The 21,566-nt window shown below is 70.5% G+C and carries 17 protein-coding genes; 8 read left to right on the forward strand and 9 right to left on the reverse strand.

The features are described from left to right. The first annotated feature begins 27 nt into the window (after nucleotides 1-27). The 3 genes from MA875_RS11060 (at nucleotide 28) to rpsT (ending at nucleotide 5,633) form a co-directional block, all read left to right on the forward strand. The gene (locus MA875_RS11060) at nucleotides 28-4,416 is read left to right on the forward strand and encodes an ExeM/NucH family extracellular endonuclease (protein ID WP_308221521.1); all 4,389 of its coding nucleotides are present in this window, start codon (nucleotides 28-30) and stop codon (nucleotides 4,414-4,416) included. Between the two features lie 88 nt (nucleotides 4,417-4,504). Further along, nucleotides 4,505-5,257 carry an alpha/beta fold hydrolase gene (locus MA875_RS11065; RefSeq protein WP_248242339.1) on the forward strand — a complete coding sequence of 251 codons (753 nt, stop codon included), beginning with the start codon at nucleotides 4,505-4,507 and terminating at the stop codon, nucleotides 5,255-5,257. 115 nt (nucleotides 5,258-5,372) lie between these two features. Then, nucleotides 5,373-5,633, forward strand: a complete 261-nt coding sequence (gene rpsT / locus MA875_RS11070) for a 30S ribosomal protein S20 (protein ID WP_248242340.1) — start codon at nucleotides 5,373-5,375, stop codon at nucleotides 5,631-5,633. An 85-nt stretch (nucleotides 5,634-5,718) separates the two neighbouring features. Here rpsT and holA read toward each other — a convergent pair whose 3' ends face one another. The 5 genes from holA to MA875_RS11095 form a co-directional block, all read right to left on the reverse strand. Then, complete coding sequence (gene holA, locus MA875_RS11075) at nucleotides 5,719-6,774, reverse strand: DNA polymerase III subunit delta (RefSeq protein ID WP_248242341.1); 1,056 nt, start codon at nucleotides 6,772-6,774, stop codon at nucleotides 5,719-5,721. Between the two features lie 10 nt (nucleotides 6,775-6,784). Continuing rightward, nucleotides 6,785-9,190, reverse strand: coding sequence for a ComEC/Rec2 family competence protein (locus tag MA875_RS11080; RefSeq protein ID WP_248242342.1), 2,406 nt, complete (start codon nucleotides 9,188-9,190; stop codon nucleotides 6,785-6,787). Then, entirely contained in the window at nucleotides 9,187-9,831 is a 645-nt protein-coding gene (locus MA875_RS11085) for a ComEA family DNA-binding protein (RefSeq protein WP_248242343.1), read from the reverse strand. The genes MA875_RS11080 and MA875_RS11085 overlap by 4 nt, the downstream gene beginning before the upstream one ends. A 105-nt stretch (nucleotides 9,832-9,936) precedes the next feature. Beyond that, nucleotides 9,937-12,528: a leucine--tRNA ligase gene (gene leuS / locus MA875_RS11090; RefSeq protein ID WP_248242344.1), complete on the reverse strand. Its 2,592-nt coding sequence runs from the start codon at nucleotides 12,526-12,528 to the stop codon at nucleotides 9,937-9,939. Nucleotides 12,529-12,629: 101 nt separating this feature from the next. Next, nucleotides 12,630-13,961, reverse strand: coding sequence for an anthranilate synthase component I family protein (locus MA875_RS11095; RefSeq protein ID WP_248242345.1), 1,332 nt, complete (start codon nucleotides 13,959-13,961; stop codon nucleotides 12,630-12,632). 42 nt (nucleotides 13,962-14,003) lie between these two features. On the opposite strand from MA875_RS11095, the gene MA875_RS11100 reads away from it, so the two are divergent. Genes MA875_RS11100 through MA875_RS11115 form a run of 4 tightly spaced genes read left to right on the forward strand, consistent with a single transcriptional unit; the run spans nucleotide 14,004 to nucleotide 17,463 of the window. Then, nucleotides 14,004-14,687, forward strand: a complete 684-nt coding sequence (locus tag MA875_RS11100) for a DedA family protein (RefSeq protein WP_248242346.1) — start codon at nucleotides 14,004-14,006, stop codon at nucleotides 14,685-14,687. A 4-nt stretch (nucleotides 14,688-14,691) separates the two neighbouring features. After that, nucleotides 14,692-15,726, forward strand: coding sequence for an App1 family protein phosphatidate phosphatase (locus MA875_RS11105; RefSeq protein ID WP_248242347.1), 1,035 nt, complete (start codon nucleotides 14,692-14,694; stop codon nucleotides 15,724-15,726). A gap of 41 nt (nucleotides 15,727-15,767) precedes the next feature. Further along, nucleotides 15,768-16,505 (forward strand): SOS response-associated peptidase, encoded by a 738-nt coding sequence (locus tag MA875_RS11110; protein ID WP_248242348.1) that lies wholly within the window; start codon nucleotides 15,768-15,770, stop codon nucleotides 16,503-16,505. After that, a complete protein-coding gene (locus tag MA875_RS11115; protein WP_248242349.1) occupies nucleotides 16,495-17,463 on the forward strand; it encodes a 3-methyladenine DNA glycosylase in 969 nt (322 codons plus the stop codon). The genes MA875_RS11110 and MA875_RS11115 overlap by 11 nt, the downstream gene beginning before the upstream one ends. Here the strand turns inward: MA875_RS11115 and MA875_RS11120 are convergent. Genes MA875_RS11120 through MA875_RS11130 form a run of 3 tightly spaced genes read right to left on the reverse strand, consistent with a single transcriptional unit; the run spans nucleotide 17,346 to nucleotide 20,013 of the window. Continuing rightward, nucleotides 17,346-18,578, reverse strand: coding sequence for a glycoside hydrolase family 3 N-terminal domain-containing protein (locus MA875_RS11120; RefSeq protein ID WP_248242350.1), 1,233 nt, complete (start codon nucleotides 18,576-18,578; stop codon nucleotides 17,346-17,348). The genes MA875_RS11115 and MA875_RS11120 overlap by 118 nt on opposite strands. A 37-nt stretch (nucleotides 18,579-18,615) precedes the next feature. Continuing rightward, nucleotides 18,616-19,821, reverse strand: a complete 1,206-nt coding sequence (locus tag MA875_RS11125) for a PQQ-dependent sugar dehydrogenase (protein WP_248242351.1) — start codon at nucleotides 19,819-19,821, stop codon at nucleotides 18,616-18,618. An 18-nt stretch (nucleotides 19,822-19,839) separates the two neighbouring features. After that, on the reverse strand, nucleotides 19,840-20,013 hold the full coding sequence (locus tag MA875_RS11130; protein ID WP_248242352.1) for a hypothetical protein: 174 nt from the start codon (nucleotides 20,011-20,013) through the stop codon (nucleotides 19,840-19,842). Between the two features lie 119 nt (nucleotides 20,014-20,132). On the opposite strand from MA875_RS11130, the gene MA875_RS11135 reads away from it, so the two are divergent. Further along, nucleotides 20,133-20,345, forward strand: a complete 213-nt coding sequence (locus MA875_RS11135) for a hypothetical protein (protein ID WP_248242353.1) — start codon at nucleotides 20,133-20,135, stop codon at nucleotides 20,343-20,345. Here the strand turns inward: MA875_RS11135 and MA875_RS11140 are convergent. Then, nucleotides 20,321-21,325: an epimerase gene (locus MA875_RS11140; RefSeq protein ID WP_248242354.1), complete on the reverse strand. Its 1,005-nt coding sequence runs from the start codon at nucleotides 21,323-21,325 to the stop codon at nucleotides 20,321-20,323. The genes MA875_RS11135 and MA875_RS11140 overlap by 25 nt on opposite strands. Nucleotides 21,326-21,566: the final 241 nt, after the last annotated feature.

A 21,566-nucleotide genomic window follows, 5' to 3' on the forward strand; every position in this document is an offset into this window, starting at 1 on the left:
TGTGCATACGAAACCAGGAGAGTGTCTGTGACCGTGACATCCGGTGCCCCATCCCCCACTCCACGCCGATCGAGACGGAGGGCCCGGACGCTCGGCGTCGGCCTCCTCTCGGGCGCCCTCGCGCTGAGCGGCGTGGGTCTCGCCCTTCCCGCTCAGGCGGCGGTCAGCATCGACGCCACCGTCCTCATCAACGAGGTGTACGGCGGCGGCGGCAATGGCGGTGCGGCGTTCAGCCGCGACTTCGTCGAGCTCGTGAACACCGGTGACACCGCGGTCGACCTCGGGTCGTGGAGCGTGCAGTACGCGTCCGCCACGGGCACATCCTGGCAGGTCACCCCGCTCACGGGGATGACGATCCAGCCGGGCGGGAAGCTGCTCGTCGGTCAGGCGACGGGAGGCAACACGACGCTCCCCGGTTTCGACGCCGATGTCGAGGGGCGCATCCCGATGTCGGGGACCGAGGGCAAGGTCGCGCTCGTCGACTCGGCCGAGGCACTGTCGGGTGGGACGAACATGGCCGCCCTCGACCAGGTCGTGGACTACCTCGGCTGGGGCAGCGCCACCGATTCGGCCGGGAGCCCGGCGCCCGCGACGACGAACGGCACGAGCGTCTCGCGCGATGCCGACAGCTCGCACACCGCCATCAACTCCGCCGACTTCACCGCGGGCACGCCGACACCCGAGGGCGCGGCGGGCGCTGTGGACCCGGAGCCGACGCCGGACCCCGAGCCGACCCCTGATCCGGAACCGACGGGACCGACCACCGTCACGATCGCCGAGATCCAGGGCACCGGCGCCTCGACGCCCCTGAACGGCCAGACCGTCGTCACCGAGGGCGTCGTGACCGCGCACTACCCGACCGGCGGCCTCGCGGGCTTCGTCATTCAGACGCCCGGTACCGGAGCCGCCGCAGGCACCGCGTCCGACGCGGTCTTCGTGTACGCGCCGAGCACCGTGGGTCAGGTCGCCCTCGGGCAGACCGTCCGGGTGACAGGCCTGGCGACCGAGTTCAACGGACTGACCCAGGTCGACATCCGCACCGGATCCGTCGAGGTCATCGCTGACGGCGCACCGGTCACGCCCCTCGCCACCGGCTGGCCGGCCGACGAGACGGGTCGTGAAGCGCTCGAGTCGATGCTGATCCAGCCCGAGGGTGCGTTCACCGTCACCGACACCTACGGCACGAACCAATACGGCGAGGTTCCGCTCGCCTTCGGCGACGGTCCGCTCCTGCAGCCGACCGAGGTCGCGCTCCCGGGCTCGTCGGAGGCCGCCGCGGTGGCCGCTGAGAACGCCGCACGTCGCGTCGTCCTCGACGACGGAGCGAGCACGAACTTCCTCTCCGCCGCGAACGCCGCCCTGACCCCGCCGTACGTCTCGCTCACCGAGCCGGTCGTGGTGGGGGCCTCCGTCACCTTCACCGAGCCGGTGATCGTCGACTATCGCAACAACGCCTTCAAGCTCAACCCGACCTCGCCGCTCACCGGTGACGGATCGGGTGCCGCCGACGGCGTGGAGTTCGAGGACGTCCGCACCGCCGCCCCCGAAGAGGTCGGCGGCGACATCAGCGTGGCATCCTTCAACGTCCTGAACTACTTCACCACCCTTGGCGCCGACAGCGCCTCGTGCACGGCGTTTCAGAGCCCCGACGGCTCGGAGCTGAACAACGTCCGCGACGGATGCGACCAGCGCGGAGCCTGGGATTCGGCGGACTTCGCGCGTCAGGAAGCCAAGATCGTCTCCGCGATCAACGCCCTCGACGCCTCGGTCGTGGGTCTCATGGAGATCGAGAACTCGGCGGCGCTGGGTGAGGAGACCGACGAGGCGCTGTCGAGCCTCGTCGACGCCCTCAACGACGCCGCGGGAGCGGATCGCTGGGCTTTCGTCCCCTCGTCCGACGAGCTTCCGGATGCCTCCGGTCTGGACGTGATCACCAACGCGATCATCTACCAGCCCGCCGAGGTGGTCACCGTCGGCGACGCCCGTGCGCTCGGAGACGAATCGGGTGCGGACGGCGCGTTCCAGAACGCCCGCGAACCCATCGGTCAGGTCTTCGCCCCGGCCGACGGCGGCGAGGAGTTCCTCTTCGTCGTGAACCACTTCAAGTCCAAGGGCTCGGTCGGACCGTGGCCGGGCGACGTCGACTCCGGTGACGGACAGGGCACCTCGAACGAGTCGCGCGTGCGACAGGCGACGGCTCTGGCGGAGTGGGTCGAGGAGGTTCAGGGCGACACCGCGTCGGTGATCCTCGCCGGTGACTTCAACTCGTACGGACAGGAGGACCCGATGCGGGTGCTCTACGAGGCCGGCTACGCCGACGCCGAACAGGGCGACGAGTACAGCTACGTGTTCCAGGGGCTTTCGGGCTCGCTCGACCACATCCTCGTGAACGAGGCGGCGTCGGCCCGCCAGACCGGCGCCGACGTCTGGAACGTCAACGCGGGCGAGGCGCTTGCGCTGGAGTACTCCCGCTTCGGGTACCACGGCACCGAGTTCCACGCCGACGACCCGTACCGCTCGAGCGACCACGATCCGGTCAAGGTGGGCCTCAGCGCGAGCGCCCAGGCGCCCGTCGAGGTCGACATCCTCACGATCAACGACTTCCACGGTCGTCTGGAGGCCAACCCCTCCGGTCCCGAGGCGGGCGCTGCCGTGATCGCCGGCGCGGTCGAGGCGAAGAAGGCCGAGAACCCGAACACCCTGTTCGTCTCCGCCGGAGACAACATCGGCGCCTCTACCTTCACGTCGTTCATCCAGCAGGACAACCCCACCATCGACACGCTCGTGGCCTCGGGTCTGGACCTCTCAGTCGTGGGCAACCACGAGTTCGACCGCGGTTTCGACGACCTGCTGAACCGGGTGCTCCCCCGCTACGGCGGCAACACCGACCCCGATGGCGTGACGGACGAGCAGCGACGGGCCGGTCAGGACTTCGGGCTGGGCGCCAACGTCTACGCCGCGGGCACCACCGATCCGGTGCTCCCGGAGTACGCGCTGCGCGAGATCGACGGGGTGAGCGTCGCCTTCATCGGCACCGTCACCCCCGACACCGCGACGATGGTCGACCCCTCCGGCATCGCCGACATCGAGTTCGGCGACCAGCTGGAGGCGGCGAACCGGGTGGCGGACGATCTGGCCGAGACCGTCGACCCCGACGTCATCGTGCTGCTGACCCACTCGGGTGCGGCGACGAGCGACTGCGCACAGCTCGCCGCGGATGCGGACGGGTTCGGCGACCTGGCGACCGGTGCCTCACCGCTCATCGACGCCATCGTCTCGGCGCACACGCACCAGACGTACGCGTGCGAGGTGCCGGTGGACGGCATCGACCGGACTCGCCCGGTCATCCAGGCCTCGGAGTACGGCAAGGCGATGGGTCAGCTGTCGCTCAGCTACGACGTCGAGACCGACGAGCTGATCTCGATCGAGGGGACGACCTTCCCGCTGAAGGACGCCTTCCCCGCTGACGCCGAGGTCGCCGCTCAGGTCGCCGGCTACGTGGCCACGGCCGACGAGCTGGGGTCCGCCCCGATCGGGTCGATCACGGGCGACATTCTGCGGGGTGGCACGCCCCCGGGCGCCGACCGCGGCGTGGAGTCGTCGATGGGCAACTGGGTCGCCGACGTCTACCTCTGGGCCACCAGCGAGAATCCGGCGTTCGGCGGAACGCCGGCGCAGATCGCGCTGATGAACCCCGGTGGTCTGCGCGCCGACCTGCTGGTCGGCGAGGACGGTGTCGTCACGTACAAGGAGGCGGCGGACGTGCAGCCGTTCGCGAACACGCTCGTCACGGTGACGCTCACCGGTGCCCAGCTGGAGGAGATCCTCACGCAGCAGTGGAAGGCGACGGGCGATCGTCCGAAGCTTCACCTCGGGGTGTCGGAGGGCTTCAGCTACGAGTACGTCGAAGGTGAGCCGCCCGCAGGTCAGACGGTCGCCCGCTCGGGGTCCGTCGTTTCGATGAGCTATCAGGGCGAGCCGATCGCGCCGACCGACACCTTCACCGTCGTGACGAACTCCTTCCTCGCCAACGGCGGGGACGGGTTCCCGACGTTCACCGAGGGGACGGACCGGACCGACACCGGCCAGATCGATCTGGATGCCACCCTGGCCTACTTCCAGGCGCTCGAGACCGTGGACCCGGCACCGCTCGGCCGCGCCATCCTGGCGACCGACGTCCCGACCGAGCCGGGTGAAGGCGGAACTCCCGGCACTCCCGGTCAGCCCGGCACCCCCGGCACCCCCGGTGCGCCCGGTGGGTCCGCGGGTCCGGGCACGGGAAGCCCGGCGGGCGACCCGCTCGCCGTGACCGGTGCACAGCTGCCGCTCGGACTCGCCCTCGGCGGCGCGCTGCTGCTCGTCGCCGGTGGGGTGTTCCTCGCCCTGCGACGTCGCACCCTGCCCACCGAGCAGTGAGCTGACGCCGCACCTCACAAGCGACGGCCCCCGCCCTTCCGGCGGGGGCCGTCGCCGTCGTCGATGCGCCGACCGTATCGTGGAGCCCATGGGGGTCCAGGTCGTGCTCGTCCACGGCATTCGCACGTCGGCCACCATGTGGCGATCACAGGTCGAGTACCTCCGGTCCCGGAACGTGGCCGCAACAGCGGTCGACCTCCCTGGGCACGGCACCCGGCGCGGCGAGCTGTTCACGCTCGACGGCGCGCTCGAGACGATCGACCGCGCGGTCCGCGAGGCAGCCTCACGCGGACCCGTGCTCCTCGTCGCGCACTCGATGGGAGGCCTCATCAGCACCGACTACGTCGGCCAGGAGGACCCGCCCCCGGTCGCCGGATTCGTCGCCGCGTCCTGCACGGCCCTTCCGCGGGGCGTGGGGCTTGCCACCTACCGGTTCCTCGCCCGACGATTCGACTCCCTCCCCGACCGTGGGATGTGGCTGACGAACTACGTGCTGGATCGCACTCTCCCCCACGAGACCCGCCCGGACTTCGGCGCGGGCGGCTATGCCTTCGATGCTCAGGACGTCGCGCTTCGAAGTCTGTCGGTCCTGGACCTCCTGACCGCCCTCGGCCGCATCGAGGTGCCGCTGTGGTTCATCAACGGCCAGTACGACCAGCTTCGTGTGAACGAGCGGCTCTTCCTGCGCGTCGCGCCCCACGCCGAACTCGTCGTGGTGCCGCGAACCAGTCATCTCGTCACGGCGATGCGCCCCCGTGTGTTCAATGCGCTGTTGGGCGTCGCCGTGGCCACGCTGGAGCGAGACGGCGGACCGGGACCTGGGCACGGGACGCGCACCTGACCTGGTAGGCTCCTTGTTTGGCTTGCGTGTGGGTTCGCCCTCACGACCGCCTCGCGACGGCCCTCTCCTGTCGCCGGGCATCTCATCCAACCTCCGAACGAAAGAACGTCGACACGTGGCGAACATCAAGTCGCAGATCAAGCGCAACAAGACCAACGAGAAGGCGCGCGAGCGCAACAAGGCCGTGAAGAGCGAGCTGCGGACCGAGGTCCGTCGCACGCGCGAGGCCGTTGCCGCCGGCGACAAGGCCGCCGCCGAGAAGGCGCTGGCCAAGGCGACCAAGAAGCTCGACAAGGCCGTCAGCAAGGGTGTCATCCACCAGAACCAGGCCGCAAACCGCAAGTCCGCGATCGCGAAGCAGGTCGCGTCGCTCTGACGCTCTCGCTTCGAAACGGCCCGCCTCCCTGGAGGCGGGCCGTTTCGTTATCCCGGAGGGCGCGCAGGAGCGACGTCGGCGCCGCTCAGCGCGGCGCGCCGGCGAACGGTTCGCGCGTGGCGATGACCGTGACGAGGCGCTCGAGGGCGAACACCGGGTCGCGAGAGGCTCCCTTCACCTCCGCGTCGGCGCGTGCCGCGGCCTGAATCGCCATCCCCAGCGTCGATTCCGTCCAGCCCGACAGATCGCGTCGAGCGCGATCCACCTGCCAATCCTTCAGACCCAGCCGCGCCGCCAGAGCCGACGACGGTTCGCGGTGGCCTGCCACGCGCGCCATGGTGCGGAGCTTGGAAGCGATGGCGGCGACGAGGGGCACGGGATCGGCGCCGGAGGCGAGGGCGTGACGCAGCGCGATCAGCGCGTCGCCGTATCGACCCGCGATGGCGGTGTCGGCGACGGTGAACGCGGACGTCTCGACCCGGCCGCCGTAGTAGCGGACGACGGTCTGCTCGGTGATGTCGTCCGAGACATCGGAGATGAGCTGCTGGCACGCGGCGGCCAACTCGGTGAGATCGTCGGCGAACGCGGACACCAGGGCACGCAGCGCGCCGGGCGCGATCCGCTTTCTCGCCTGGGTGAACTCCGCTGCGGCGAAATCGAACCGGTCCGAATCCCGCTTGAGCGCGGGACAGGCGATCTCGACGCCACCTCCCTGACCGGCCCGGATGGCGTCCAGCAGCTTCTTGCCGCGGACGCTCGCGCCGGTGTGGCGGAGAAGCACCGTGGCCCCCTCCTGCGGATGCGAGAGGTAGGCCAGGGCCTCGGTGAGGAACGCGTCGGAGCACTTCTCAACCCCGAGGACGCGCACCAGCCGCGGCTCGCCGAACAGGGACGGGGAGGTGAGGGCGAGGAGACTTCCGGTGGCGTAGTCGTCCGCCCGGATGTCGGACACCTCGAGGCTGGCGTCCTCGGCGCGCAGATAGTCGCGGATTCCGGCGATGGCCCGTTCGGCGCAGACCTCCTCGGGCCCCGAGACGAGAACGATCGGCGCCGGCTGCGGTTCGCGCCAGGAAAGCTGCGGGATGGCGCTGCGCGGCGTTCCTGCGCGCCCCGCCGATCGGGACGAAGAACGGGCCGGCATGCGTCCCAGCCTAGCGAGCACCGCCGACAGACCCGTCCGAATCGGCGGCTCCGCCGTCGCGGAAGATCCGCAGCCGATCGCCCTCGAGCGACAGCGCGATCAGACCGTCCTGATCCGTGCGGGTGATCACCGTTCCTGTAGCGGTGAGTGCGTCCAGCACCTCCTCTCGAGGATGCCCGTGGGGGTTGTGCAACCCGACGGTGATGAGCGCGGCGGCAGCGCCGACCTGCGCGTAGAGCGGGAGGTGCTGATCTGCACTGCCGTGGTGGGCGACCTTCACCACGTCGTATCGATCGGCCAGCACCTCATCGGCGATCAGGGCGCGCTGCGGCGCAGCGGAGAGGTCGCCGAGCAGCAGCATCCGGGGAAGTCGCGCACCCGCGACGTCGATGACGACGCTGGCGTCGTTGCCGGCGGGAAAGGCCGGCGAATCCCTCCGGGGCCACAGGGTGCGCCAGGTGGCCGTCCCGAGGCGGCCCGAGGTGCCCTGATGGACTTCTCGGACGCTCGCGCCGCCGGCGACGAGGGTGTCCTGCACCCGCGCGGCGGAGGCGCCGTCGAGCGGACCGTGGATGACCGTGTCGACGTGACCCACGACGGCGTCGATGCCGCCGGTGTGGTCGATGTCGAAGTGGGTCAGGACGAGCAGATCGATGCGCTCCACGCCGACGCGGTCGAGACACGCGCGAAGGACGGCCGGGTCGGGCCCGGTGTCCACGAGGGCGACCGCCCCAGCCGAGCGGATGAGAACGGCGTCCCCCTGACCGATGTCGCAGGCCAGGACACTCCAGTCGGTCGGGAGGGTGAGGGGGCCCGCGACCGTCCGCAGCGCCGTCGTCCCGCAGATCACGCCGATCCCGACGGCCAGTGCCAGCCCCGAGACCAGACGGAGGACTCGGACCCTCCCCCGCCGCCGCGGCCGGACCGCGATGATGATCCAGACCCCGCCCCCGGCAACGGCCAGCGCCACGAGGCCCGGCAGTCCGTCGACCCACGGCGACTGCGCCCCGGGGAGGAGCGACGCCGTGTCGGCGACCCCGGCGATCCACGCGGCGGGAACCCAGGCGAAAGCGGCGAGACCCGACTGCACGAGGGGGAACATCGGGGTCAGGCACGCCGCGAGCCCGACGATCGTCGCGACGGGCGCTGCCGGGGCGGCGAGCACGTTCGCGAGCACCCCGTAGATCGGGACGGTCGGCTCGATGAGCACCAGGAGCGGGCCGCAGGCGATTTGTGCGGCGATAGGCACCGAGAGGAGCAGAGCGAGGGACGCCGGCAGTGCGCGGGCGAGCCCGGCCGCCAGCGGCGGCGCGAGCACGAGCAGCGAGGCGGTGGCCACGACCGAGAGCGCGAAGCCGAGCGACGTCGACAGCCAGGGGTCGAGGGCGAGGAGGATCACCACGGCGAGGCTCAGCACCGCCAGTCCGATCCCGGAGCGACCGAGGACGACGGCGAGCATCGCCACCGCGGCCATGAGGCCGGCGCGGACGACGCTCGGCTCCGGAGTGACGAGGAGGACGAAGCCACCGAGGCAGACCAGGGCTGCGCCCGTGCGCGCTCCGCGCCCGAACCCGACCGCTCCGGCGAGAAGGTAGGCCGCGCCGACCACGAGAGCGCAGTTGGCGCCCGACACCGCGGTGAGGTGCGACAGAGAGGACGCGGTCATCGACGCCTCGAGATCGTCCGTGACCAGGCGCGTGTCCCCGACGGCCAGTCCCGGGATCAAGGCCCGGCCGGGATCCGGGAGCCCCGCGACCGCGGCAACGAGACCGGTCCGGAGCTCGGACGCGACCCCCAGTACCCCCGTCGGCGGCCGGATCATCACGGGCGGACGGCTGACACGCAGGACGAGCGCCGCGCGATCGCCGGCGCGCGGCGCGGCGGCGACGGCGGCGAGAGCGACGCGGGCGCCGACGTCGAGCGCCGGGAGGGCGGTGCGGTCGGCATCCCCGATGACGACCTGCGTGGCGACGGCCTCGGTGGCGACCGATTCGCCGTCGCCACCTGTCAGCGAGAGCGCGACGGCGTCGAACGCCCAGTCCGAGGAGCCCCGCCGCTCGACCTTCCCGGTGACGAGGACCTCGGCCACCACCTGCCGGCCCGGTGGCAGTCGCTCCTGGACCTGGTGCACAGTCGGCGCCGTCACGGCGACGTTCGTGGATGCGACGGCACCCGCTGCCAGTCCGAGCGCGAGGACACTCAGCCAGAGGCGTCCATAACTCCGGGCCGGGCGGCGGCTCCTCGACACTCCTCTTCGCAGAGCCGCCGTCAGGAGAGCGAGGACGGCGGCCGCCCACGTGCATCCCGCGATCGCCGGTGCCAGATGCGGATGGAGCGTGCTCACCCCGGCGGCGATCCAGACCAGGACCACAGCCACCGGCATCCGGGATCGTCGCAGCGCCTCGCTCCCGGTCACCAGACCACCAGATCCCGAAGCGACTCGACCATCTTCTCGCCGAACCCGGACACCGCCAGCAGGTCGTCGACGCTGGTGAACGGGCCGTTCTCCTCGCGCCAGTCGATGATGCGCTGGGCCAGCGCGGGCCCGATCCGCGGCAGGGTGTCCAGTGCCGCCTCATCGGCGGTGTTGAGGTTCACCCGACCGTCGGCCGTCTCGGGCGGTGCCCCGGGCGTCGCGGCGGAGGACTGTTCTGGGGGATCTTCTCCGATCTCGGCGATGATCAGCTGTTCGCCGTCGGACAGCGGGCGGGCGAGGTTGACCGAGCCGGGTTCGGCCGTCTCGGTCAGTCCTCCGGCGGCCGCGACCGCGTCGAGGACGCGCGCCCCCTCCGGCAGGATGTAGACGCCTGGATCAGCGACGGCTCCGGTGATGTGCACGACGAGTTCCAACGCCGGTGCCGCGGGGGCGCCCTCGCCCTCCGTCGGGATCGGAAAGCCCGTCTCCGCCGGCAGCGGAATCGCATCCACCGGCGCGAGGGCGCTGCGCAGCACGCCGACCCCGACGGTGACGGCGACGGCCACCAGCACGATCACCACCGCCGCGCCGAACCCCAGGCGCCGTGCGGTGTGGCGATCCTCCTCGCCGTCTGCCGTCACGGTCACACGCTAGGCGCGGGGTCGCGTGCGACAGCCGGCACGGCCACGATCCGTGGAGGGATCGCAGCCGTGACGGGGTGTGCAGGAGAGGTGGGGTGAGGTGCCTCAGTGGGTGCTGAAGCTCACGACCTTGGGCGGTCGAACGATCGCGCGTGTGATCGCGCGACCGGCCAGTGCGCGCTGGACCTTCTCGTCCGCCCGTGCCTGGGCCTCCAGCGCCGCGGAATCGATCCGCGCCGAGACCTCCAGCGTCGCCCGCACCTTCCCGTCGATCTGGACGACGGCGGTGACCGTCTCGTCCACGAGGAGCGTCGGATCCGGATGCCGCCAGGGCACCAATCCCACGAAGGGGGCGTACCCCAGCATCTCCCACATCTCCTCGGCGGTGTGAGGGGCGAACAGATCCAGGATCATCGCGGTCGCCTCGGCGGCTTCCCGAACGGCGGGATCGGCCGGTCCCGCACCCGAGTCGATCACCTTGCGGGTGGCGTTGACGAGCTCCATCAGACGGGCGACGGCCACGTTGAACTTCGTCTGCTCGATGAGTCCCGGCGCATCGGCCAGGAGGCGGTGCGTGACGCGGCGGAGCGCGACATCGCCTTCGGCCCAGACCACATCCGGTTCGCTCGTGACGTCCTTCGCGACGCGCCAGGCGCGGGCGAGGAACTTCTGGGCGCCCGTGGTGGACACATCCTCCCAGTTGATGTCGTCCTCCGCCGGACCGCTGAAAGCGATCGCGACCCGGACCGCGTCGGCACCGGGATCGCGCATGCTCGCGGCGAACTCGACCAGGTTGCCCTTGCTCTTGGACATCTTCGAGCCGCCGAGCAGCACCATCCCCTGGTTCACCAGGCTCGTGAACGGCTCGGTGAAGTCGACGAGCCCCATGTCGAAGAGCACCTTGGTGATGAACCGTGCGTACAGCAGGTGCAGGATGGCGTGCTCGACGCCGCCGATGTAGGCGTCGACCGGAGCCCATCGATCGGCTTCCCGCGGCGAGAAGGCCTGCGTGGCGTCGTTCGGCGCCAGGAACCTCAGGAAGTACCACGAGCTGTCGACGAAGGTGTCCATCGTGTCGGGGTCGCGGCGGGCAGGTCGACCCGTCTCGGGATCGGTCGTGTGGATCCACTCCTCCGCGCCCCCCAGCGGCGAGGTGCCGCGCGGTGCCAGGTCGAGTCCCTGCGCATCGGGGAGACGCAGCGGCAGCTCCGAGGCGGGGACCGGCACGATCCGCCCGTCCTCCGTGTGGATCATCGGAATGGGGGTCCCCCAGAAGCGCTGGCGCGAGATCAGCCAGTCGCGCAGCCGGTAGGACTTCGCCGCGCGACCCGTGCCGGCTGCTTCGAGCTCCTCGATGATGCGGGCGATCGCGGTGCGCTTGGACAGGCCGTCCAGGCTCCCCGAGTGGATCATTCGTCCGTCGCCCGTCAACGCGACGCCGGTGCGAGCCGGGTCGATGTCGGCCAGGCTCGGCCCGGCGTCTTCCGGCATGATCGGCTCGCCGTCGTCATCGAGCTCGATCACCGGGATCGCCCCGGTGATCGGCGCCGTGGTGTCGACGACGACCTTGATCGGCAGATCGAAGGCGCGCGCGAAATCGAGGTCGCGCTGGTCATGGGCGGGGACGGCCATCACCGCACCGTGACCGTAATCGGCGAGCACGTAGTCCGCGGCCCAGATGGGCAGCCGCTCGCCGTTGATGGGGTTGATCGCATAGCGCTCGAGGAAGACGCCCGTCTTGGGACGCTCGGTGTTCTGGCGGTCGATCTCGCTCTCGCGGGCGACGGAGTCGACGTAGTCCTGGAAGCGCATCCGCACCTCGGCGGAGGCCCCCGCGGCGAGCTCGGCCGCAAGGTCGCTCTCGGGGGCCACGACCATGAAGGTCGCGCCGTGCAGAGTGTCCGGACGCGTGGAGAAGACGGTGACCTTCTCGGTGCGGCCTTCGATCTCGAAGTCGATGTCGGCCCCGACCGAGCGGCCGATCCAGTTCCGCTGCATCCGGATGACCTTCTGCGGCCAGAAGCCCTCGAGCTGGTTCAGATCGTCCAGCAGCCGGTCGGCGTAGGCGGTGATCTTGAAGTACCACTGGGTGAGCTTCTTCTTGATGACCTCCGCGCCGCATCGCTCGCAGTGCCCGTCGACGACCTGCTCGTTGGCGAGCACGGTCTGGTCGTTGGGGCACCAGTTGACCGGGCTCTCCTTGCGGTAGGCGAGGTCGCGCTCGTAGAGCTGCTGGAACAGCCACTGATTCCAGTGGTAGTACTCCGGATCGCTGGTGTGGAGGATGCGGCTCCAGTCGTAGGAGGAGCCGTACTCGCGGAAGCTCTTCTTGTGCTGCGCGATGTTGGCGTAGGTCCACTCCCGCGGGTCGGCGCCCCGCTGGATGGCGGCGTTCTCGGCAGGGAGGCCGAAGGAGTCCCAGCCGATCGGGTTCAGCACGTTGTAGCCGCGGTGGCGCCAGAAGCGCGCGACGATGTCCACGTAGGCATAGCTCTCGGCGTGCCCCATGTGCAGGTCGCCCGAGGGGTAGGGGAACATGCCGAGCACGTACTTCCTTGGGCGGGTGTCGCCCTCGTCGCCGGCGCGGAACGGGTCGGCGGACTCCCATCGCTGCTGCCACTTCTGCTGGATGGCGTAGGGGTCGTAGCCGTTGCCGTCGCTGGGCACGGTGGTGTCGCGGGGAGGAGTCTGACTCACGGAGAGATGCCAATCGTGGTGCTCGAACGGGACATCGAGCGCGCGGAGCGCGAGATTCCCAGGGTAGCCGAGCCGCGGGGTGGGGCGGGGACGGGAGTGCGTCACCAGCCGTCGGGCAGGACGGCGCTGAGCGCGGCGAGGGGTCCACGCGCCTTGAGTGCGACCTCGGCGACCTCTGACGTTGCCACGGAACGCCAGGTGATCCCGCCCCCGGCGCCGACGTAGGCACCGCCGGGATGCGTCACGATCGACCGGATGATCATCGCCAGGTCCAGCCCTCCGTCATCGCCGATCCACCCGAGGCACCCGGAGAAGATTCCGCGCGGCGCACCCTCGAGCCGGTGAAGGATCGTCATCGCCGACAGCTTCGGCGCCCCGGTCATGCTCCCGGCAGGGAACGTCGCCGCAAGGAGATCGGCGACCCGGATGCCGGGGCGAAGCGTCCCCGACACCGTGCTGACCAGCTGGTGGACCTGCCGATAGGAGTGGACGGCGAACAGGTCGTCCACGCCGATGGAACCCGGTTCGCACACCCGCGAGAGGTCGTTGCGCATCAGATCGACGATCATCAGGTTCTCCGCCCGCTCCTTCTGGTCACCGACGAGTTCCGCGGCCAGCGCGGTGTCCTCCTCGGGGTCGGGCGAGCGCCGCCTCGTGCCCTTGATGGGGCTGGTGCGCACGCGCCGCCCGTCGACGTCGAGGAAGCGCTCGGGGCTGGCGCTGAGGAGCGCGACCTCCCCCGATCGGACGAGGGCGCCGAAGGGCGCCGGTGATCCGTCGCGCAGACGCAGGTAGACGGCGAGCGGGTCGACCGGCGGGCCGATGACCGAGAAACGCGTGGTGAGGCACAGCTGGTAGGCGTCTCCCTCACGGATGTGGGCCCGGCACTGCTCGATGAGCCCCGCGTACTCGTCAGCCCCGTGGCGGGCTGTGGCGGTCATGACCCCCGGCGGGTCGGCATGCTGCATTCCGTCGAGAGCCGACGGCCGGCCGAGGTCCTTCATCGGATGACGCGGAAAGGCCCCTCCGGCGTCGGCGCCGGCGGCGTCGGTGACGAAGAACGTGCGTTGTTGCACGTGATCGAAGGCGTACCACTGGGACGCCCGGATCCACACGGCAGCGGGTGCCTCCGCGGCATCCCTGTGCACGGGAGCGCCGGCAACGGCTGCTCCCGCCTCGTAGCCGAGCCATCCGACCCACCCGCCCCGGAATCGCCCCGCTCGCCAGTCCGGGGATGCGCGCGGCTCCAGGGGCACGGCCAGGACATCCGCGGGGTCGGCGGGGCTGCCGATCCCCACCCAGCTCCAGCCGCCGGACTCGGTGGCCTCGCCGTCGAGCCAGAAGCAGTGCTCGTACCGCCCCGCCCACTGCAGGAATGCCTGGCTCGGGTCGATCCACGCATCGAGCTCGACGGCCACGGGGTGCACCGACATGTTCTCAGGCTAGAGGACACGCCGGACCCGTAGGCTCGAGGCGTGAACGAGATCCTCTCCGGGATCCTCGACGCCGTCCAGAGCGTGGACCCCGTCGTACGGACGGTGCTGGCGGGGATCGCCATCATGCTCGAGACGAGCGTCCTGGTCGGTCTGGTCGTTCCGGGCGACACGATCGTCATCGTCGCGGCCACGGCGGTCTCCACGCTGTGGGAGGGCATGATCCTGGCTATCGTCGTCGTCCTCGGGGCCCTCGCCGGCGAGACCGTCGGGTTCTTCCTCGGGCGATTCCTCGGCCCGTGGATCCGACGCTCGCGGCTCGGGCGATGGATCGGCGAGGAGAAGTGGGCGCGGTCCGAGCGTTATCTGCGGCGGCGCGGCGGGCCTGCGATCTTCCTCTCCCGGTTCCTCCCCGTCCTGCACTCCCTCGTTCCGCTCACGGTCGGAATGAGCGGATTCGCCTACCGCCGGTTCCTCGCCTGGACGGCGCCCGCCTGCATCCTGTGGGCGGCCCTCTACGTCAGCGTCGCGTCCGCGGCCGCCGGGACCTACCGGGAACTGGCTGACCGACTCCACTTCGCGGGGTACCTCTTCGTGGGCGCCATCGTCATCTTCCTCGTGATCGTCTTCGTCGCGAAGAAGATCATCGAACGCGTCGAGCGCCGGCACTTCGAATCCGATCCGGTTGCGGATTCGACGGGCGAGGTCGACACCGTGAAAGACTGAGGCGATGTCTGAGACCACTGCGTCGCCCGGTGCGAAGGTGTTGTGGCTCGCTCGCCTGGAGTACCGCTTCCACGCGTGGCGGGAACGACGCGCCCGCCGCCGTGGTCAGCGACCCACCGTGGCGCCGTTCCCCGGCTACGGGGGCGTCGACTGGGTGCGTGTGCTCGGCCGCGTACTGATCGTCCCTCCCGCTCGCACCACCGAGTCCGGCGAGTACGCCGGTGTGCGGGGGTGGCGCAGCTTCGCCTCGGTGCCGGTGGGCTATGCCCAGGTGCGGGTGCGGATCGCCGACACCGAGCACGAAGTCGTCGCCGATCGCGGCGGTGTCATCGACACCGTGCTTCCCGCGGCGCTCGAGCCCGGATGGCAGACCGTGACGATGTCTGTCGAGGGTGGCGAACCCGTCGAGACCCGCCTGTTCATCGTCGCCCCCGACGTGCGCTTCGGCGTCATCTCCGATGTCGATGACACGGTGATGGTCACGGCGCTTCCGCGCCCGCTGCTCGCGGCGTGGAACTCCTTCGTGGTGGATGAGCACGCGCGCCAGCCGGTTCCGGGGATGGCGGTGCTCGCCGAGCGGCTGGTGCGGGACAACCCCGGCTCGCCCTTCGTCTACCTCTCCACCGGTGCCTGGAACATCGCACCGACGTTGATGCGGTTCCTGCGCCGGCACGTGTATCCCGCCGGCGCCATTCTCCTCACCGACTGGGGCCCCACGCACGATCGCTGGTTCCGCAGCGGCAAGGATCACAAGCTCGAGAACCTGCGGCGCCTGGGGCGCGAGTTCCCCGACGTGAAGTGGCTCCTCATCGGCGACGACGGTCAGCACGACGACGAGATCTACACCACGTTCACCAGCGAGAACCCCGAGAACGTGATCGCTGTCGCCATCCGACGCCTCTCCCCCGCCGAGGCGGTGCTCGCCGGCGGGCGCACCGCCGTGAACGACCACTCCGCGGCGGGGGTGCCGTGGGTGACCGGTCGCGATGGAGCCGAGCTCCTCGATCGTCTCCAGGCGGTCGGCGTCGTCGCCTGCTGAGGATGCGCTCGGACGTCGGACCTCGGTCGTAGGCTGAGCGCATGTGCGGTCGCTTCGTCGTGGCAAACGTCGGGTCAGAGCTGGTCGGCGCGCTGCGCGTCGACGTCGAGAGCGATGACCTGCCGGCGCCGTCGTACAACATCGCGCCGACGGCGTCGGTGGCCATCGTGCTCGACTCGGCGAAGACCGAACCCCCCACCCGCCGCCTCGAGCCCGCCCGCTGGGGGCTGGTGCCCGGGTGGGCGAAGGACGTCAAGGTCGGCGCCCGCGCGTTCAACGCCCGGTCGGAGGAACTGGAGGGAAAGCCGATGTTCCGGCAGGCGCTGGCCAAGCGCCGCGCCATCATCCCGGCGACCGGCTACTACGAGTGGAAGCAGGTGGACGGCGCGAAGATCCCCCACTACATCCATCCGGCCGGCGGCGATCCTCTCTTCTTCGGCGGACTCTACGAGTGGTGGAAAGACCCGTCGAAGAAGGACGATGATCCGGCGCGCTGGTTGCTCTCCTTCACGATCCTGACGCGTGATTCGATCGGCCGGCTCGGTTCGATCCACGACCGGATGCCGCTGTTCATGGATCCCGATCACGCCGACGCGTGGCTGGACCCGACGACCGAGAATGTCCGCGATGTGCTCGACGCGGCGATCGATGCAGCCCCCGCCGTCGCCGAAACGCTGGAGGATCACGTCGTCGACCGCGCGGTGGGGAACGTCCGCAACAACGGTCCTCACCTCATCGAACCCGCCGACGGCACGGCGTCGTCCGAACATGCTCCTTGAGCGCTCCGATTGGTCCGCGCGCGAGGACGCGCACCGCGAGAGGGCGGAGGGCCTGACGGCCGGGCACCGGGCGCGTGCACGCCGGGGCGAGAAGCATCCCGTCGAAGACTTCCTGTTCACCTACTACTCCTACAAACCCGCGCTGCTGTCGCGGTGGCACCCCGGTGCGGCCATCGAACTCGCCGATGCAGCCAGCGGACGACGAGCGGGCTGGCGCTGGTACGTGCCGGGGGCACACCCCGGGTCGCTCACCGTGGATGACGTCGGCTTCCGGCAGTCGCGGGCGGGGCTCCTCCGCGGGATCCAGGGGCTCCTGCGCAGCACCCAGGGAAGGACGCCGATGTTCGGCTGCTTCGGCCTGCACGAGTGGGCCATGGTCTACCGCTCGCCTGACCGGCGTCACCCGCTTCCGCTGCGACTGGGGTCGCGGGGGACGGATGAGGTGGTCGAGGCGCATGAGCTCCGCTGCACCCACTTCGACGCGTTCCGCTTCTTCACCCCCGACGCGGTCCCCCGCAATCGCGAGCAGCTCGAACGGGCCACGCAGCGCGATGTCGAGCAGCCTGGATGCCTGCACGCCGGGATGGACCTCTACAAGTGGGCGATGAAAGCCGGTCCTGTCGTGCCCGGCGAGCTGCTCTTGGACTGCTTCGCGCTGGCGCGTGAGACCCGCGCCCTCGACATGGCCGCCTCGCCGTACGACCTCCGGGACTGGGGGTACGCTGCGGTCGCCATCGAGACGCCGGCCGGGAAGGCGGAGTACGTCAGCCGACAGCGCGACCTGAGCGAGAGGGCCCAGCGACTGCGGCGACGGCTGAGAGTCGCCCTCGAGGCGGGAGCTCAGGAGACGGGCTCGCACGACGGGCACGCAGACATGCCCCGGCCCTCCGCGGCCAGCAGCAGTCGTGCCTCGGCGACGCGGGTCGCCGCCTCGTCGAGTCGTTCCTCCGAGAGCTGACCCGACTCGACGGCCGCAACGATTCCGTCCACCACGGCGGGGGCGGTGTCGGCCGTCGACGACACCACCGTCAGGACCATGTCGTTGCCGGCGACCAGCGCGGAAACGGCGTTGGCGACCGGGTCGAGATATGCAGGATCCCCCGCCGCTTGGAGCATGCCGAGGTCATCGGTGATGGCGATGCCGTCGAAGCCGAGCTCTTCGCGGGCGATGCGATGCCACTCGGCGGACAGCGAGGCCGGAAGCGGATCCACCGCGGTGTAGGACAGGTGCCCGAACATCAGGAGGTCCGCGCCGGTTTCGATCCCCGACAGGAACGGTCGCGCATCGGCCGCGATCCATGCCGTTTTCGGCATATCCGTGGCGGGAATCGTCGCGTGCGAATCACCCGGTGCCGCCCCGTGTCCGGGGAAGTGCTTGATGGTCGACAGGACAGACCCGGTCTCGCCGGTGACGGCCGCGCCGACCCGCTCGGCCGCACTCGTGGCATCCGTCCCCAGTGCCCGGCGGAAGATGAACTCCCCCGGTGCGGGTGCCACATCTGCCACGATCCCGAAGTTGACGCCGATGCCGACCCGCTGGAGCAGCGCGGCACGAGCAGCGAAGGCGTCCCTCGTCTCGGAGGCGGGTGCGTTCTTCAGCGTCAGTGCCGCCGGCAGTCCATCCCACGTCAGTCGCGAGACGTCGCCGCCCTCTTGATCGACGGCGATGAGCGGGGGGAACGCGGCATCCGTCGTCAGCGCGGCGGTCACCTCGGCCAGGCGTGCCTCATCTGCGGGGATGTTCGCACCCATCAGGATGAAGCCGCCGATTCCGGTCTGCGACATGTAGGTGCCGAGCGTCGGAGGATCCGTCCCGGGAACGTGCCCCATCACCACGCCGGCCGCCTTCTCGCGGACGGTCATGGCGGCGACGCGCTGCGCCGCGAGCCGCGCCAGGGTATCCGGAGGCGCCGGCTCGACCGACACGGCCCCGGAGTTCCCCGCCCGCTCTTCGGATTCAGCGCGGATGTCGTCCTCGGCGACGGCCGGACCCCCCGCGGCGACGATCGGACCGAGGCCCAGCGCGAGGACGAGCATGGCACGCACACCCACCGCTCCGCGCCGATCCGTCACGCGTCCAGCCTACGTCGCAGGAAACCGCCGGTCGGCGTCAGTCGATCCGGCCCAGAGGCACCTGCAGCAGCAGGTCGTCGCCCTCTCGTGGATCACCGCGTCCGTCGGTGTTGTTGGTGAGCACCCAGAGACCTCCGTCTCCCGTCGCGACGGCGTCGCGCAACCGCCCGTAGCCGTCGAGCACGACGACGGGTTCTCCCACCGCCGCGTCCGCTGCCGATACGTCGATCGCCCACAGGCGCTCTCCGCGGAGTCCGGTCATGAAGACCGTCTCCCCGACCGCCGCGATCCCGCTCGGGCTCGCCTCCGCGGTCGGCCACACGGCGACCGGATCGCGGAACCGTTCGTCGCCGGCGAGGCCTTCGACTGCGGGCCACCCGTAGTTGCCGCCGGCGTCGATGCGATTGAGCTCGTCCCAGGAGTTCTGACCGAATTCGCTCGCCCACATCGTGCCGTCCGCCGTCCAGGCCAGCCCCTGCACGTTCCGATGGCCGAGCGAGTACACGGCGTTGCCGAAGGGATTGCCCGGTGCGGGCCGGCCGTCCGGGGTGAGGCGCAGGATCTTGCCGCCGAGCTGCTCGGGGTCCTGTGCAGCCCCGACGTTCTGGGCGTCCCCGGTGGCGACGTAGAGCAGCCCATCAGGACCGAAGGCGATCCGGCCGCCGTTGTGCGTCCTCGCTCGCGGAATGCCGGAGAAGACCTCCTCGACCTCGCCCCACCGCCAACCGTCGTCGCTCGAGGTCAGCGGCACGCGGACGACGCGGTTGTCCGCGGCCGCGCCGTGGTAGGCGTACAGCCACTGCCGATCGCCTTCGTCGAGTACCGCAAGACCGTGAAGGCCGGACTCTCCTCCCGACACCACGTCATCCAGGCGGCCGAGTTCGTCGACCACGCCGCCGGCGGTGATCACGCGGACGATCCCGCTGTCGCGCTCCGACACCGCGATCGAACCATCGGGCAGCGCGACCACCGCCCAGGGCGCGGCGAGGCCCCCCGCGATCGCCCCGACGCCCTCGACGACCCTCCAGCGGCCGGTGGCGGCCGCAGGCCCCGGTGCGGGCGTCGACGGGGCCGCGCTCGGCGGCGCGGGCCGGACGGTTCGCGGGTCGCTCGTGGGAGCTGCCGCCGGTTCGGCTGCACATCCCGCCAGACCGGACAAGAGAGTGACGACGACGACCGCACTCGCGCCGCGCCGTCCGAACCCGAACGCGTGGACCGTGCGGCGGGATCGATCAGCTGACATCATGCAGCGCCTACCGATCTAGCCGCTGCCGATCCCACCCGACCCGCCGTCCCGGCGCTGGTCGAGCGGAGACGCGTTGATCGCACCGGGGTCAGCGCCACCGGGGCGTGCACGGCGGGTCTCGTAGGTCTCGGGCTCGGGCCGCAGCGCGCTGAGCAGTCGTCTCCACAGAGATCGCCTCGCCGTCGCCATCGTCACTCCGCTCGTATGACCCGGAACACCTCCCGTCTGGAGTCTAAGCGGCTCCTGCGCGTCGCGGCCCGATCGGAGCCGACGATCGCGGTACCGTCGGAGGGGCGGAAGGGGGCCTAATGGGCGAGCGAAGACAGCGCACGAAGTCGACGGTGCGGGTGCCTCGGCATGGGTACGCGTTCGTCACGATCACCGCCCGCGACGCGAACGGGTTCGTCCACCATTTCGACGAGATCGAAACGCCCCTGGCCTCGCTGCGGGAGGCCGTCGCGGTCATGCAGCTGCAGTCCACCGCGACCGAGACCGCTCACGACGCGGTGCGAGGCGCCTGACGCTCGAGCGCCTCCTGCGCGACGACCGCGTCCACGGCGTCGACGAGGTCGGGGTGCGAGAAGGTGTACCCCGCGTCGTCGAGGACGCCGGGGATCACCCACCGGCTCTTCAGAACCAGTTCCGGCTCGGTCCGCAGGAGCCACATGGCGGGCTCCAGCATCCACCTCCAGGACGGTATGCCGATCGGCATGCGGACGGCGCGGCGCAGCGTGCGCATGAGTTCGGCGTTGTCGCTCGGGCGGGGACTGGCGAGGTTGACCGGTCCGTCGATGTCGTCACGCTCGATGAGGAATCGGATGGCGCCGACGACGTCGTCGAGGTGGATCCAGCTGAACTTCTGGTGCCCGCGCGTGCGATGCACCGGTGGCCCGACCTCCGGGCCGGAGGGATCCGGTCCGATACCGCGGTAGCGTCGGTGCGGGAACCACGGCCCATCGTGCTGCGGTCCACCCAGTCCCCCTCTGGCAAGGGTGAGCAACAGCCTCGTGGCCGGTCCCTCGCCCAGCACGATGGCCATGCGCAGTGCCACCCGGCGCGTCCGAGGCAGGTCGCCGGCGAAGAGCTCCCGCTCCCAGTTCCGTGCGACATCGACGGAGAATCCCTCGCCGATCCGGCCGCCGGCTTCGGTGTGCGGCTCATCCATGGCATGGGCATAGATGGTCGCGGTGGACGCATTGAGCCACACGCGAGGCGGTTCGGCAGCGGCGCTGATGGCCCGACGGAGAGTGGCGGTGGTCTCGACGCGAGACCGCAGGATCTCGTCGCGGTTCGCGTCGGTGTACCGGCAGTTGACGCTCTTTCCGGAGAAGTTCACCACGACGTCGGCGCCGTCCACGGCGGCGGCGATACCGCCGGGATCGTTCCACGTGATCGCTTCGCGGCGCCCGATGCGGACCACGTCGAAACCGTCCGTCTCCAGTGCCACGCAGACCGCGACACCGAGGAAGCCGCTCGCTCCGGCGACGACAGCCCGCGGCATCCGATCTCCTCCCTGTGCCGGCGAAGCCCTGATACGACGAGGCCCTCGATCTCTCGGGGGCTTGTTCGGTGGACCTGAGGGTGTGTGGGTTCACGACATAGGCGACAGGTGATTGGCGACACGTGAGTCGGGTCATAGGCGACAGACTCGGGCATGTCGTCGAAGCATCGGGTCGTGGTGTTGAAGATCGTCGCGGGGGGACTTACTGTGAGCGCGGCCGCGGCCGAGTACGGGATGAGCC

This window comes from Microbacterium kunmingense, from assembly GCF_023155745.1.
GTDB lineage: Bacteria > Actinomycetota > Actinomycetes > Actinomycetales > Microbacteriaceae > Microbacterium > Microbacterium kunmingense.

Excerpts from the sequence above, each read along its gene's own strand:
- MA875_RS11065 (WP_248242339.1), top strand. The coding sequence starts at position 4,505 with ATGGGGGTCCAGGTCGTGCTCGTCCACGGCATTCGCACGTCGGCCACC.
- holA (WP_248242341.1), bottom strand. The coding sequence starts at position 6,774 with ATGCCGGCCCGTTCTTCGTCCCGATCGGCGGGGCGCGCAGGAACGCCG.
- MA875_RS11095 (WP_248242345.1), bottom strand. The coding sequence starts at position 13,961 with ATGTCGGTGCACCCCGTGGCCGTCGAGCTCGATGCGTGGATCGACCCG.
- MA875_RS11105 (WP_248242347.1), top strand. The coding sequence starts at position 14,692 with ATGTCTGAGACCACTGCGTCGCCCGGTGCGAAGGTGTTGTGGCTCGCT.
- MA875_RS11110 (WP_248242348.1), top strand. The coding sequence starts at position 15,768 with ATGTGCGGTCGCTTCGTCGTGGCAAACGTCGGGTCAGAGCTGGTCGGC.
- MA875_RS11115 (WP_248242349.1), top strand. The coding sequence starts at position 16,495 with ATGCTCCTTGAGCGCTCCGATTGGTCCGCGCGCGAGGACGCGCACCGC.
- MA875_RS11125 (WP_248242351.1), bottom strand. The coding sequence starts at position 19,821 with ATGTCAGCTGATCGATCCCGCCGCACGGTCCACGCGTTCGGGTTCGGA.
- MA875_RS11130 (WP_248242352.1), bottom strand. The coding sequence starts at position 20,013 with ATGGCGACGGCGAGGCGATCTCTGTGGAGACGACTGCTCAGCGCGCTG.
- MA875_RS11135 (WP_248242353.1), top strand. The coding sequence starts at position 20,133 with ATGGGCGAGCGAAGACAGCGCACGAAGTCGACGGTGCGGGTGCCTCGG.
- MA875_RS11140 (WP_248242354.1), bottom strand. The coding sequence starts at position 21,325 with ATGCCGCGGGCTGTCGTCGCCGGAGCGAGCGGCTTCCTCGGTGTCGCG.